This is a genomic window from Austwickia sp. (assembly GCA_016699675.1).
In the GTDB taxonomy this organism is placed as follows: Bacteria; Actinomycetota; Actinomycetes; order Actinomycetales; family Dermatophilaceae; genus Austwickia.
This window is the reverse complement of sequence record CP064985.1, coordinates 229,229-242,684: the sequence shown is the minus strand read 5'-3', so window position 1 is coordinate 242,684 and position 13,456 is coordinate 229,229. Positions and strand designations below refer to the sequence as shown.

15 protein-coding genes are annotated in these 13,456 nt (G+C 73.3%); 10 read left to right on the top strand and 5 right to left on the bottom strand.

Translation table 11 applies throughout. The features are described 5' to 3' along the window. Window positions 1-83: 83 nt before the first annotated feature. From IPK37_01155 to IPK37_01145, 3 genes are read left to right on the top strand one after another with little or no spacing between them, the layout of a single operon-like run. Window positions 84-923 (top strand): 1-acyl-sn-glycerol-3-phosphate acyltransferase, encoded by an 840-nt coding sequence (locus IPK37_01155; GenBank protein ID QQS02594.1) that lies wholly within the window; start codon window positions 84-86, stop codon window positions 921-923. A gap of 14 nt (window positions 924-937) precedes the next feature. Continuing rightward, window positions 938-1,921: an NAD(P)-dependent glycerol-3-phosphate dehydrogenase gene (locus tag IPK37_01150; GenBank protein QQS02593.1), complete on the top strand. Its 984-nt coding sequence runs from the start codon at window positions 938-940 to the stop codon at window positions 1,919-1,921. A 46-nt stretch (window positions 1,922-1,967) separates the two neighbouring features. Then, entirely contained in the window at window positions 1,968-3,089 is a 1,122-nt protein-coding gene (locus IPK37_01145) for a D-alanine--D-alanine ligase (protein ID QQS01127.1), read from the top strand. Window positions 3,090-3,108: 19 nt separating this feature from the next. Here IPK37_01145 and IPK37_01140 read toward each other — a convergent pair whose 3' ends face one another. Beyond that, complete coding sequence (locus IPK37_01140) at window positions 3,109-3,768, bottom strand: 3-oxoacid CoA-transferase subunit B (protein ID QQS02592.1); 660 nt, start codon at window positions 3,766-3,768, stop codon at window positions 3,109-3,111. A gap of 9 nt (window positions 3,769-3,777) precedes the next feature. Further along, a complete protein-coding gene (locus IPK37_01135) occupies window positions 3,778-4,431 on the bottom strand; it encodes a CoA transferase subunit A (protein QQS01126.1) in 654 nt (217 codons plus the stop codon). A gap of 219 nt (window positions 4,432-4,650) precedes the next feature. On the opposite strand from IPK37_01135, the gene IPK37_01130 reads away from it, so the two are divergent. After that, a complete protein-coding gene (locus IPK37_01130; protein ID QQS01125.1) occupies window positions 4,651-5,055 on the top strand; it encodes a hypothetical protein in 405 nt (134 codons plus the stop codon). Between the two features lie 4 nt (window positions 5,056-5,059). Here the strand turns inward: IPK37_01130 and IPK37_01125 are convergent, their stop codons facing one another. Together IPK37_01125 and IPK37_01120 are read right to left on the bottom strand one after the other, a co-directional pair. After that, the gene (locus IPK37_01125; GenBank protein ID QQS02591.1) at window positions 5,060-5,518 is read right to left on the bottom strand and encodes a DUF3515 domain-containing protein; all 459 of its coding nucleotides are present in this window, start codon (window positions 5,516-5,518) and stop codon (window positions 5,060-5,062) included. 25 nt (window positions 5,519-5,543) lie between these two features. Next, window positions 5,544-5,777 (bottom strand): Lrp/AsnC ligand binding domain-containing protein, encoded by a 234-nt coding sequence (locus IPK37_01120; protein ID QQS01124.1) that lies wholly within the window; start codon window positions 5,775-5,777, stop codon window positions 5,544-5,546. 91 nt (window positions 5,778-5,868) lie between these two features. Here IPK37_01120 and thiL point away from each other — a divergent pair, with 91 nt between their 5' ends. Continuing rightward, the gene (gene thiL / locus IPK37_01115; GenBank protein QQS01123.1) at window positions 5,869-6,894 is read left to right on the top strand and encodes a thiamine-phosphate kinase; all 1,026 of its coding nucleotides are present in this window, start codon (window positions 5,869-5,871) and stop codon (window positions 6,892-6,894) included. Between the two features lie 110 nt (window positions 6,895-7,004). Here thiL and IPK37_01110 read toward each other — a convergent pair whose 3' ends face one another. Beyond that, complete coding sequence (locus IPK37_01110; GenBank protein ID QQS01122.1) at window positions 7,005-7,199, bottom strand: 50S ribosomal protein L28; 195 nt, start codon at window positions 7,197-7,199, stop codon at window positions 7,005-7,007. A gap of 307 nt (window positions 7,200-7,506) precedes the next feature. Between IPK37_01110 and IPK37_01105 the strand changes: the two genes are divergently transcribed. The 5 genes from IPK37_01105 to coaD all read left to right on the top strand — a co-directional run bounded on the left by IPK37_01105 (window position 7,507) and on the right by coaD (window position 13,343). Continuing rightward, entirely contained in the window at window positions 7,507-9,255 is a 1,749-nt protein-coding gene (locus IPK37_01105; protein QQS01121.1) for a DAK2 domain-containing protein, read from the top strand. A 7-nt stretch (window positions 9,256-9,262) separates the two neighbouring features. Continuing rightward, window positions 9,263-11,602: an ATP-dependent DNA helicase RecG gene (locus IPK37_01100; GenBank protein ID QQS01120.1), complete on the top strand. Its 2,340-nt coding sequence runs from the start codon at window positions 9,263-9,265 to the stop codon at window positions 11,600-11,602. After that, on the top strand, window positions 11,602-12,207 hold the full coding sequence (rsmD, locus tag IPK37_01095; GenBank protein QQS01119.1) for a 16S rRNA (guanine(966)-N(2))-methyltransferase RsmD: 606 nt from the start codon (window positions 11,602-11,604) through the stop codon (window positions 12,205-12,207). The genes IPK37_01100 and rsmD overlap by 1 nt, the downstream gene beginning before the upstream one ends. Before the next feature lie 112 nt (window positions 12,208-12,319). Beyond that, window positions 12,320-12,781, top strand: a complete 462-nt coding sequence (locus IPK37_01090; protein QQS01118.1) for a hypothetical protein — start codon at window positions 12,320-12,322, stop codon at window positions 12,779-12,781. Between the two features lie 73 nt (window positions 12,782-12,854). Next, window positions 12,855-13,343: a pantetheine-phosphate adenylyltransferase gene (gene coaD, locus IPK37_01085; GenBank protein QQS02590.1), complete on the top strand. Its 489-nt coding sequence runs from the start codon at window positions 12,855-12,857 to the stop codon at window positions 13,341-13,343. Window positions 13,344-13,456 lie beyond the last annotated feature (113 nt).

Here is a 13,456-nt window from a genome sequence, read left to right as displayed (position 1 = left end):
ACCAGGCGCGGTGGAGCTGACCCGCCGCGGGGTGCTGAAGGAGTCGCGAGGTGGCCGGAAGTCAACACGGCGGCAGGCTGACCATGGGATACCACGTGGCCATGTTCGTCACCCGAAACACGATCCACCTCTTCACCAAGGACGAGTGGCAGGGCGCCGAGCACCTCCCGGACGACGGCGGGTTCATCGTGTGCGCGAACCACATCTCCCACGCCGACCCGATGGCCGTGGCCCGATTCCTCTACGACAACGGGCACCCGCCGTACTTCCTCGCCAAGGAATCGCTCTTCCGGATCCCGGTCATCGGGACGGCGTTGAAGTACGCGCAGCAGATCCCCGTGCACCGGGACACCACCGAGGCCGCCGAGGCCTACAGCACCGCGGTGGCGATGGTCCGCGCCGGCAACTGCGTGGTCGTCATGCCGGAGAGCACGATCACCCGAGACCCCGACAAGTGGCCCATGACCGGCAAGACCGGCGCGGCCCGGATCGCCCTGGAGACCGGGCGCCCGGTGATCCCGTTGGCCCAATGGGGAGCGCAGAACGTCCGGCACCGGGACCGGGCCGCCGGACTGCTGCGGGTGACCACGCACATGCGGGCCGGGGCGCCGGTCCCGCTGGACGACCTGCGCGGCCGCCCCATCGACATGGGCGTGCTCCGTGAGGCCACCAGTCGCATCCTCGACGCGATCACGGCCGAGCTGGAGACCGTGCGCGGCGAGACCGCTCCGGAGGGGCGCTGGGACCTGCACACGGCGCAGCGCCTGCCGCGGGGCCGGGTCGCCGCGCCCGAACCGGACCACCCCGACGCGTTGGAGCTGGGGGAGGCCTTGGGCGCCGTCCCCGCCGTCCCCGCCGTCCCCGCCGGCGCTGCGGGTGCGACGCCGGAGGGCACCGACGCGAGCGAGGACGAGCGCTCGTGAGTCACGTGGCGGTGATGGGGACCGGCAGCTGGGGTACCACGTTCGCGATGATCCTCGCGGACGCCGGCGCGCAGGTGCGGCTGTGGGGGCGCCGGCCGGAACTCGTGGCGACGATCGCGCAGACCCACGTCAACCCCGACTACGTCCCCGAGGTGCGCCTTCCGGACGCCGTACGAGCCACCGCGGACCCGGCCGAGGCGCTGATCGGCGCCGACCTGGTCGTCCTCGCCATCCCCAGCCAGGTGATGCGGGAGACGCTCATGCGCTGGGAGGACCACATCCCCGACGACGCGATCGTCGTGTCCCTGGCCAAGGGCATCGAGCTGGGCACCCTGTTGCGGATGAGCCAGGTCATCGAGCAGGTCGCCGGCGTGCCGCCGGAGCGGATCGCGGTCGTGACCGGCCCCAACCTCTCGCCGGAGATCGCGGCTCGGCGGCCCGCCGGCGCGGTCGTGGCCAGCGTGGACCGCGGCACCGCCGAGGCGGTCGCGGCCCGCATCCAGACCCCGTATTTCCGCGCGCACCCCGAAACCGACGTCATTGGAGCGGAACTCGGCGGCGCGACGAAGAACGTCGTCGCGGTGTGCGTGGGCATGGCCGAGGGGATGGGTCTGTCGGACAACACCCGCGCCTCACTCATCACCCGCGGCCTCGCCGAGACGGTGCGGCTGGGCCTGGCCATGGGGGCTCGGGCGGAGACCTTCCAGGGGCTCTCGGGGGTGGGCGACCTGATCGCCACGTGCTCCTCGTCGCTGTCGCGCAATCACGACTTCGGCAACAAGTTGGGCCGGGGCCAGTCGATCGAGGAGATCGTCGGCGCGACCCAGCAGACCGCGGAGGGAGTGCGCTCCAGTGAGTCGATCCTCACGCTGGCGCAGCGGCACGGGGTGGACATGCCGCTGGTGGAATCGGTCGTCGCCGTCGTGGCCGACGGGCACCACCCGGCACTCATCGCCGGGGCGCTCATGGCCCGCGAACTGAAGTCCGAGAAGACCTGAGCCGGCACCGGCGAGCGAGGCGGCCGGACGCGTAGAGTCGGCCGCGATGAGCACCGAGCAGCCCGCCAAGACCCGCGTCGCCCTCGTCTTCGGGGGACGCTCCTCCGAACACTCCGTCTCCTGCGTGACCGCCGCGAGCGTGCTGGCGGCCATCGACAAGGACCGGTACGACGTCGTCCCCATCGGCATCACCCGCGACGGCCGGTGGGTGCTGGAGCACGGCGACCTGCGCGAACTCACCTTCGCGGAGGGCCGCCTGCCCGAGGTGCCGCCGAGTGAGCAGCAGGTGACGATCCCCATGTCCCGGCACGACGCGGGGCTGACCGTGCTGGAACCCGGCCAGCCGCCGCGGACCCTGGCGGACGTCGACGTCGTCTTCCCGCTGCTGCACGGCCCGTTCGGGGAGGACGGCACGATCCAGGGGATGTTGGACCTCGCCGAGGTGAAGTACGTCGGGTCCGGCGTGCTCGCCAGCGCCGCCATGATGGACAAGCAGTTCATGAAGCTCGTCTTCGCCGGAGCCGGGTTGACCGTCGGGCCGTACGCCGTGATCACCGACAAGGACTGGCTCCGCGACGCCGAGACCGCGTTGGCGCGCTGCGAGGCCCTGCGGTATCCGCTGTTCGTCAAGCCCTGCCGCGCCGGATCCAGCATGGGCGTGACCAAGGTGACCCGGCCGGAGGACCTGCGGGCCGCGGTGGAGGCGGCCCGCGAGCACGACCCCAAGGTCATGATCGAGGAGGGCATCCACGGCCGGGAGGTCGAGTGCGGGGTCCTGGAGGGCCGCCGCGGGCAACCCGATCGGGCCAGCGAGATCGGGGAGATCGTCGTCGTCGGCGGGCACGACTTCTACGACTTCGAGGCCAAGTATCTGGCGGCGGACGACGTACGGCTGTCGTGTCCCGCGGACCTGCCGCCCGAGGTGGCGGACGAGGTACGGCGGCAGGCCCTCGTCGCCTTCGCCGCGGCCGGCTGCGAGGGCCTTGCTCGAGTGGACTTCTTCTACACCACGCAGGGCGAGGTCATCATCAACGAGGTCAACACGATGCCGGGGTTCACGCCCAGCTCGATGTATCCCCAAGTGTGGCTGGCGAGCGGGTTCACCTACCCCGACCTCATCGCCGAACTCATCGAGATCGCGGCCGACCGACGGGCCGGACTGCGCTGAGGGTCACAACCTCTGAGGGTCACGCCATCGGCGCGACGTTCTCCGGCACGATGAGGTCGGCCTCGGTGGCGGCCCGCACCTGGTCCACGGTGAACTCGGGGTTGATCTCGGTGAGCACCAGCCCCTCCGGGCGGACCTCCATGACCCCCATCTCCGTGATGATGAGGTCGACGCAGCGCAGCGCGGTCAGCGGCAGCGTGCACTTCTTGAGGATCTTCGGCTCGCCCTTCTGGGTGTGCTCCATCGCGATGATCACCCGCTTGGCGCCCACCACGAGGTCCATCGCCCCGCCCATGCCCGGCACCATCTTGCCGGGGATGATCCAGTTGGCCAGGCTGCCCTCCTGATCCACCTGCAGCGCACCCAGCACCGTCGCGTCGACGTGGCCGCCGCGGATGAGCCCGAAGCTCACCACCGAGGAGATGTAGGCGCCGCCGGGTGGGCACGAGGCGGGCTGGCCGCCGGCGTCCACGACGTACCGCGGGTCCGCGTGCTCGGCGTCCGGCCGCGGGCCGGCCCCGACGATGCCGTCCTCGGCCTCGAGCACCACGTGCACGTCCGGGGGGAGGAACTCGGGGATCATCGTCGGCAGCCCGATGCCGAGGTTGACGAAGTCGCCGTCGTGGAGCTCCCGGGCGGCCCGCCGGGCGATGAACTCCTTGATCTGGCCCTTGTCCATGGCCATGGCCTACGCCTGCCCTTCCACGATGTAGTCGACGAGCACGTTGGGGGTGACGACGTTTTCGGGCGCGATGTCGCCGACCCCGACGAGGTGGTCGGCCTCCGCGATGACCGTCTCCCCGGCGAAGGCCATGACCTGGTTGAAGTTGCGGGAGGTGCCCTTGTACCAGACGTTGCCCGAGCGGTCGACGGTGTGCCCGCAGATGAGGGCCACGTCCGCGCGCAGGGGCTTCTCCAGCAGGTACGGCGTGCCGTCGACCGTGATGATCTCCTTGCCCTCGGCGACCAGCGTGCCGATGCCCGTCGGCGTGAGGATCCCGCCCAGGCCGTAGCCCCCGGCGCGGATCCGCTCGACCAGCGTCCCCTGGGGAACCAGCTCCACCTCCAGCTCGCCGCTGGCCATCTGCTGGCCGACCTGCGGGTTCAGGCCCACGTGGCTGGCGACCAGCCGGCGCAGCTGGTGGTTCTCCACCAGCCGGCCGATCCCGACGCCCGGCATCGCCGCGTCGTTCGCGATGAGGGTGAGGTTCTTGGTGCCCTTGGCGACGATGGCGTCCACGATCGTGTTCGCCCCGCCGCAGGCCATGAAGCCGCCCACCATGATGGTCATGCCTTCGCGCACGAGTTCGACGGCCTCGTCGAGCCCGATGATCTTCGCCATGCCGCCAGCATAGATCGGCGCCTACTCGGCCATGGCCCGCTTGACCAGGGCATCGGTGGACCGGATGCGGGGGCGGCCATAATGACGCGATGGACGACAGGCCCCCCTTGCTCATGGACATCGACGGCCCCCTGAACCCGTTCGCCGCGCCCTGGGCCGGGCCGGCACGGACGGAGGCGGCGCGCGCGGAGGGCTTCGATTACCACGTCGTGGGGTCCCGTGCGCGAGCACGACCGCGTCCAGATCGTGGCCAGGCGAGAACACGGGGCGTGGCTGCTCCACCTGGCCGAGCGGTACCAGCTGGTCTGGGCCACCACCTGGGAGCACGACGCCAACCGACAGCTCTCGCCGATCCTCGGTCTCCCCGACGACCTGCCGGTGATCACGCTCTGGGCCGACCTGGCCCGCACCGGCGACGCCTCCTGGAAGACCGACGCCATCGCCGAGTGGGTGGGCTCGCGCCCGTTCGCCTGGTTCGACGACGAGATCAACGAGGCGACGCGGGCCCGCCTCGCGGGGTGGGAGGGGATCGGGCCGCACCTGGCCTGGTACGTCGACCCGAGTGTGGGCCTGCGCAAGGTCGACGTCGAGGCGCTGGAGGCGTTCGCGGACGGCCTGCGGTGACGCGTCAGCGGCAGCGGTGCTCGCCCTGGCCGATCTGACGGGCGGCCTCGGCGAAGGCCCCCAGGACCATGGGCTCAGGGGCGTAGGCGGCGGGGACCGTCACCTCGATCGCCGGGCTGCGGCCGTAGCTGACGAACACCATGCCGCTCGCTGGTTGCCCCCCGCCGCGCGCCACCCAGTCCACGCCGTCGGCCGCGACGCAGTCGTTGGTGCTCGGCGGCGGCGGGACGACGCCGCACCGGGCGACGATGACCGGATCTCCCCAGGCGGCGACGCCGCGCGGATCGCCGGCCACGGTCACGCGGGGGCGGCCGGCCACCTGATCGGGCCAGCGGGCGGCCACGGCGGCGCAGGCCGGGTCGTCGGCGAGCGGCGCCGGCTCGGTGGCGAGGGCGCGCGGCCGCAGCACGACGTACCCGCCGATGACCACCGACAGCAGCGCCGCCGTCGCGAGCAGGAGCACGAGCGCGACGCGATGCGACCCCGCCTCAGGCGTGGACAACCGTGCAGGTCGTCGTGCGGGTGATGCTGGGGACCTCCTGGATCCGGGCGATCACCAGCTTGCCGAGCGCCTCGATGGACTCCGCCTCGAGATGGGCGATCACGTCGTACGGGCCGGTGACCTCCGCGGTCTCCGCGACCCCATCGAGCTGGGCGATCGCGGCGGCGACCGTCGTGGACTTGCCGACCTCGGTCTGGATCAGGATGTAGGCCTGGACCACTGGGAACCCTCCCTGTGTCGCCGCGGGGCACCTCCCCGCTTGCGCAGGCTACCGTGCCCGAAGACTCCTGCACTCGACGAACGGATCACAGATGGATGCCTCGGTCGGCGCGCCGGACCCGGAATCGGCCGAGCGGCGTGGTGAACCCGCGCGGCTGCGCGCGCTGTCGGAGGAACAGCTGCTCGACATCATCGTGCCGATCATGCGGGCGGGGGAGCGCTCGAGCGGCCGGGTCCTGCTCGGCCCGGGCGACGACGCCGCGGTGGTGGCGGTTCTGGGCGGCTCGTTCGTGGCCACGACCGACGCCATGGTGCGCGGGCACGACTGGCGCGACGACTGGTCGAGCGGCCAGGACGTCGGCCGCAAGGCGGTGGCGCAGAATCTCGGCGATGTCGCCGCCATGGGTGCGGTCCCGGCCGGGCTGTTGGTGTCGTTGCTCGCCGATCCGGACACGCTCGTGGAGTGGGTCGTGGAGCTGTCGCGGGGGATCGCGGCGGCGGCCGGGGCGGCCGATTGCCCCGTCCTCGGCGGGGATCTCGGTGGGGCGCCCGCGGGGGTGGTCATGATTTCGGTGACGGCGTTCGGGGACCTGCAGGGCCGGAGTCCGGTACGGCGTTCGGGGGCCGGCATCGGGGACATCGTGGCCGTGGCCGGGACGCTCGGCCGCTCCGGCGCCGGGTTGGCGCTGCTTCTCGCCGGGCGCGGCGGCGAGGACGACCCGGTGGTGCGTGAGCTGGTCGGGATGCATCGGGCGTTGGTGGCGCCCTACGCTGCGGGGCCGGCGGCGGCCGACGCCGGCGCCACGGCCATGATCGACCTGTCCGACGGGCTCGTTCGCGACGCGGGCCGCGTCGCGGCGGCGAGCGGGGTCGGTGTGGCGCTCGATCCCGCGCTGCTGGCGTCCGACGTCGAGCGGATCGCCCCGGCGCTCGGCGTGGACGCGGCGCTGGAGGCGGTGTTGACCGGAGGGGAGGAGCACTCCCTGCTGGCCACCTTCCCCGCCGCGACCCCCCTCCCCGCGCCGTTCCGGCCGATCGGCCGCGTGGTCGCGGGCGCCGGGGTCACCGTCGGGGGCGTGCCCCGCACGGGCGGCGGCTGGGATCACTTCGCCGGCTGAGGTCGACGTACGCGCGGGACGTAAGCCCAGTGGGGACGTGACCCGCGGGCACACGACGAAGCCGCCCCCACGGCACGCGGGGACGGCTCGCTTCCGGCAAAGGGTCTAGCTCAGCGCTTGACCTTGCCGGCCTTCAGGCAGGACGTGCAAACATTGAGGCGCTTCGGGGTGCGGCCCGCAGCCCCGACCATCGCCTTGACGCGCTGGATGTTGGGGTTCCAGCGGCGCTTCGTGCGGCGGTGCGAGTGCGAGATGTTGTGGCCGAAGCTTGGCCCCTTGCCGCAGACGTCGCAGTTGGCAGCCACAGCAGATCTCCTCGGAAAGGTCAGACACGGGTGTTGGATCGACGTACGAGCCCGAGCACACGGGCGACGGCACAGGACCGCCGCGCTCATGTCCGGGGAACCGGTCAAGCGTAGCCGGTCGGGCGCGGTCCGCCCAAATGCGCCCCCGTCGCTCGGCCGGCCGACCGGGTCTTCGGCGTCTTTCGCCCGCCTCGCCGTCGCCGGGGCGCGGCGGCGCCGCCAACCCTGGCCCGTCGGTGCCGACCGGTAACCTGCCCCTAGATTTCCGGCGATGGGGTGCCGAGGGGCTGACGGAGGGACGGTAGCGGTGGGCGAGGTCCTGGAGCGCATGGGCGCGTACGCGGCGTGGCGGTGGCTGTTCGCCGCGCATGCCGCGCTCGGCGAGGCTCGCGACGACCTGGACGCGCTCAACGTCTTCCCGGTGCCCGACGGCGACACCGGCACGAACATGTTCCTCACCCTGGACGGCGCCATGGAGGCGCTGCTGGCGAAGGGCACGGTGCACATCGGCTCCCCGCTGTCCGGCGCGCTGACGGCGCTGGCGATGGAGTCCCTGCTCGCCGCGCGGGGCAACTCCGGGGTGATCCTCAGCCAGTTGTTGCGCGGCGTGGCCGAGGTGGCCGGCGAACACCCCGAGATCGACAGCCTCGGCCTGGACGGCGCGGGCCTCGCGCGGGCTATGGACCTGGCGCGGCAGCGCGCGCGGGCGGCCGTGACGGCCCCGGTCGAGGGCACGATCCTCACCGTGGCCGACGCCGCGGCCGACGGCGCGCTCGCCGCCGCGGCGCAGGGCCGCTCGCTCGCCGAGGTGTCGGGGGCGCTGCACGCCGCGGCCCGGGAGGCGCTGGCCGACACCCCGCGCCGGCTGCCGATGCTGGCGGCCGCCGGGGTGGTCGACGCCGGTGGCGCTGGCCTCTACCTCGCGTATTGCACCTTGCACGAGACGCTCTCCGGGGCGCCGGTGCCGCGCGACCTGCCCGGCCGCCCGCGGAGCCTCATCGGGGGAAACCGGGCGACGATCCCGGCCACGCCGCCGCGCCCCTCCGCCTCCGACCTCGTCGGGGCGCATCCCGAGCCGTGGGAGACCTACGAGGTCATGTACGTCGTGGGTGGCGTCCCCGACGCGGGCCGCGACCAGTTGCGCGCCGTCCTGGGCGCGCTCGGGGACAGCGTCATGGTCGCCGGGGACGACGCGCTCACGACGGTGCACGTGCACACGGCGGAGGCCGGCGCCGCGGTGGAGGCGGCGTTCCCGTTCGGGCTGCCCGAACGGTTGCGCATCACCTGGCTGGGTGGTTCGCCCGCGTCCGCCGGGGGTGGGCCCCCGCACGGCCTGCTGCGCCCGGTGCCGTCCGCCGCCACGTTGGCCGCCGGGGCGGGCGGGCGCTGCGCCGTTCTCGCCTGCGCGCCGGGGCCGCGGCTCGCCCAGGTCATGGCCGACGCGGGCGCCTGGGTCGTCTCCTCCTCGCCCGGCCGGCGGGCCACCACGGGCGACCTCCTGGCCGCGCGTCGGGAGATCGCCGGCGACGGCGTCATCCTGCTCGCCAACCACGACGACACGGTCATGGCCGCCCAGCTCGCCGGTCGGCTCGCCGGCGCCGAGGGGCTGCCCACCGTCGTCGTGCCCACGCGGGCCGCCGTGGCCGGCTTGGCCGCGCTCGCGGTCTTCGAGCCCTCCGCCGACCTCGGCGTCAACGCCGCGCAGATGACGGACGCGGCGCAGTCCTGCCGTGCCGGTTCGCTCGTGACCGCCGCGCGGTCGGCCGTCACCGAGGCCGGCGCGTGCCGCCCGGGGGACCTGGTCGCCTATGTCGATCGCCGGGCCGTCGCGGTCGGCGGCGATCCCGACGCCCTGGCCGACGGCCTGCTGGCCGAGCTCCTCGACGCCTCCAGCGAGCTGGTGACGATCGTCGCCGGGGAAGACCATCCAGACGGCTCGGGGGCCGGGCTTGCGCGCCGGCTCGGTCAGCGGTTGCGCGCGGCCCGGCCCGATCTGGAGGTCGCGCTGGTGGCCGGGGATCCGGGCCGCTATTCGCTGCTGGTGGGCGTCGAATGAGCTCGCCGTGCTAAGCCTGGAGACACGCCTGAAGTTCGCCGTCAACGCCCACGCGGCCAAGCAGCTCGCAACCCGGGACCTGGTGACGGTCCGGGATCTGCTGTGGTTCCTGCCGCGCCGCTACCTCGACCGGCAGACCGATCTGGGCTCCCTGCGGCCGGGGGAGTCGGCCTCGTTCGTGGGCGAGGTGACCTCCGTCAGCGTCCGCCCCATGAAGCAGCGCCGCGGGAAGATGCTCACCGCGCTGGTGCGCACGTCGGGCGGGCAGCAGATCGAGGTCACCTTCTTCTCGGCGTACGGCCACGAGGGGCGCCTCAAGCCGGGCGTGCACGGCGTTTTCGCGGGGAAGGTCGAGCGGTTCCGGGACCGGTGGCAGCTCGCCCACCCGGCGTACGAGACCTTCGGCGACCAAGGCCCGGACAAGCTCGCCCGGCTCGCCGCGCTCGAGGTGGGCGAGGCCGACCCCGCGGTCCCGGCGGGGGCCTCCGACGACGACCCACCCGCGGCGCCGGGGGACTTCGACGCCTGGTTCGACGCGCAGGTGTTCCCGGTGTACCTGGAGATCCCCCGGCTGCCCTCCTTCACGATCAGCCGCCTGGTCGAGCAGGTGCTGCTCCTGTTGGACGAGCCCCCGGATCCGGTGCCGGCGGAGGTGCGGCGCGCGCGGGGGCTGCCCACCTTCACGGAGGCGATGCGGCTGGTGCATCGGCCGGCGGACCACGCGGAGCATCGCCGGGGGATGGCGGCGCTGAAGTACGCAGAGGCCTTCGTGCTGCAGACCGTCCTTGCCAAGCGGCGGGCCGAGCAGGCCCGCGCGGTCGCGATCCCGCGCCAGCAGGCGCCCGACGGCCTGCTCGCCGTGTTCGACGAGCGCCTGCCGTTCGCGTTGACCCCCGGCCAGGAGCGGGTCGGCGCAGAGATCTTCGCCGACCTGGCGCAGCGGCACCCGATGAACCGGCTCCTGCAGGGCGAGGTCGGCTCGGGCAAGACCGTCGTGGCGCTGCGGGCGATGCTCGCCGTCATCGACGCCGGCGGACAGGCCGCGCTGCTTGCCCCCACGGAGGTGCTCGCCGCGCAGCACCACCGCTCGCTCACCGCGATGCTCGGCGACCTGGCCCTCGGTGGCATGCTGGGGGGCGCCCAGAACGCCACCCGCGTGGTCCTGCTCACCGGGAGCCAGAGCGCTGCCGAGCGCAAGGCCGCCCTGGTGGAGGCGGCGGCGGGCACGGCCGGGATCGTCGTCGGCACGCATGCGCTGATCCAGGACAGGGTGACGTTCGCCGACCTCGCGCTGGCCGTCATCGACGAGCAGCACCGGTTCGGGGTCGAGCAGCGCGACCAGCTGCGCACCAAGGCGGGGGCCGATCGTTCGCCGCACGTCCTGGTGATGACCGCCACCCCGATCCCGCGGACCGTGGCCATGACGGTGTTCGGGGACATGGACACGTCGGTCCTCGACGAGGTCCCGCCGGGGCGATCGCCGATCGCCTCGCACGTCGTGGACAACGCGCGCTGGTACGAGCGGGCCTGGGAGCGCGTCGCGGAGGAGGTGCGCAAGGGGCACCAGGCGTACGTCGTGTGCCCGCGCATCGGTGAGCCGGGCGAGGGCGACGAGGGCGCCGACGGGGCGAGCATCTACCGCGAGATCCCCACCGCCGACCTCGATCTCGACCCCGATGCCGAGCCCCCGCGGTTGACCCTGATCGAGGGTGGTGGGGGGCGGGAGGAGCGCCGGCCCATGCGTGGGGTGGTGGAGGTGCTCGCCGAGCTGCGCGCGACCCCGGCCCTGGCGGGGCTGCGCCTCGAGATGCTGCACGGCAAGCTCAGCCCCGAGCGCAAGGACGCCGTGATGACCGCGTTCGCGCGGGGCGAGATCGACGTGCTCGTCTCCACCACGGTCATCGAGGTGGGGGTGGACGTCGCCAACGCCACCGCCATGGTCATCCTCGACGCGGATCGCTTCGGGGTCAGCCAGCTGCACCAGCTGCGCGGTCGGGTGGGCCGGGGCGCGGCGCCGGGCCTGTGTCTGCTGGTCACCGAGAGCGAGGCGGAGCCGGCCCGCGACCGGCTCGCGGCGGTCGCGGCCACCCTGGACGGCTTCGAGCTGTCCCGGCTGGACCTGCAGCAGCGCCGGGAGGGGGACGTGCTGGGGGCCCGGCAGGCCGGAATGCGGTCGTCGCTACGCGTCCTAAAGGTCCGTTTCGACGAGGACCTCATCACCCAGGCACGCGAGGACGCGGTCGCCCTGATCGACGCCGACCCCGGGTTGCAGCGCCACCCGGTGCTCGCCGAGGCGGCCGAGGAGATGCTCGACGGCGAGCGCGCCGCCTTCCTGGAGCGCGGCTGATGACCCGCATCGTCGCCGGGGCGGCCGGGGGCCTGCGGCTGGCCACGCCGCCCGGGGCAGGGACGCGGCCCACCAGCGAGCGCGTCCGAGAGGCCCTGTTCGCCCGGCTTGACCACCTGGGGGTGCTGCCGGGGGCGCGGGTGCTGGACCTGTACGCCGGGTCCGGCGCGCTCGGCCTGGAGGCGGGTAGCCGAGGCGCCGCGCAGGTGCTGCTGGTGGAGCGGTCCCGCCCGGTGGTGGCCGTCGCTCGGCGCAACGCGGCCCAGGTCAGCGCGGCGGTCGAGGCGGCCGGGGGCCGGCTGGCGGTCGGGGTCCGCGCCGACCCGGTGGCGCGGCTGCTGGCGGGACCGCCCCCGGACGGCCCCTTCGACGTGGCCTTGCTCGACCCGCCGTACGACCTGGGCGAGCCCCTCCTGGCGCAGGACCTGGCGCGGCTGTGTTCCGGCGGCTGGCTGACCGGCGGGGCCGTCGTCGTCGTCGAGCGGTCCTCGAGGTCGGCCGAGCCGGCCTGGCCCGCCGGCCTGGTGCCGAGCGATGACCGGCGTTACGGGGAGACGGTGCTCTGGTTCGCGGAGGCCTCGATGAACGGTTCGGGATCGAGCTGAACGGTCGTCCGGAATCATTTTCGGCACGGCATGATTGCGGTTTCGTGACGAAGCGGCACCGGGGGCGGCGGTCCCGCATGTTCGTACATAAAGGTTGGTTAGAGTCCGGGCCGTGAGCAGATCGCAGCGAGCCCGATGGCAACACGCCGTCGTGTGGGCCGTCAGCGGCGTTGCTCTGCTCGTCTTGGCCGCCGGAACGGGGCGCCTCGGGTGGGGCCTCGTCGCGCTGCTGGTGTGCCTGGCCACCGCGATCTTCGCCTCGCCCCTGCGCACCGACCGGTCGCTGACGCATTGGGATGCTCAGCAGCGGCACGTCCGCGACAACGCGGTGGTCGTCTACTGGCGCCCCGGCTCGATCGGCTGCCTGCGCCTGCGGTCGGCGCTGCGGTCCGTCTCCGACCAGATCCTCTGGGTCAACGTGTGGGCCGACGACGAGGCCGCGGCCTTCGTGCGCGACCTCAACGGCGGCTCGGAGGTCGTGCCCACCGCCATCCTGCGCAACGGCGACGCCGTGACCCAGCCCAGCCCCGAGGCCGTTCGGGCCGACCTGCTGGTCCACCCCGAGGCCGCCTGAGCCGGACCCCCATCGCGGCTGCGCCCAGCACCCGCCGTACGGTCCCTGCGCTGCTAGGTTCGCGAAGGTGACGATCCGACGCTGCGTCTGTCCAGGCTCGTACGACCCGGTGACCCTGGGCCACCTCGACGTGATCCGCCGCGCCGCCGCCCTCTACGACGAGGTCGTGGTGGCCGTGCTGCACAACGTCTCGAAGAAGGGCCTGTTCACCCCCGAGGAACGGCTGGCGATGATCGAGGCCGAGGTCGTCGACGCGGGTCTGCCCAACGTGCGCGCGGTCGAGTTCACCGGGCGGCTGCTGGTCGACCTGTGCGTGGAGCTGGACATCGCCGCCATCGTCAAGGGGCTGCGGGGGGAGACCGACTACAGCTACGAACTGCCGATGGCGGTAATGAACCGCCACCTGACCGGGGTCGAGACGCTGTTCCTCCCGGGCGACCCGGCGTACTCGCAGGTGTCCTCGTCGCTGATGAAGGAGGTCGCCCGCTTCGGCGGCGACGTCTCCGGGCTGGTGAGCGACCGGGTGCACGCCGCGCTCGTGGAGCGGCTGCGGCCCGAGTGAGCGAGCCCCGCCGCTGCGGGATCCCGGCGCTCGCCGGGCACGGGGTGGGGGCGGGCGCATTTGGGGGCCGAGCGGCTCGACGGTAAGCTGGTGCGTCGGTCTGTGTCGAAGGG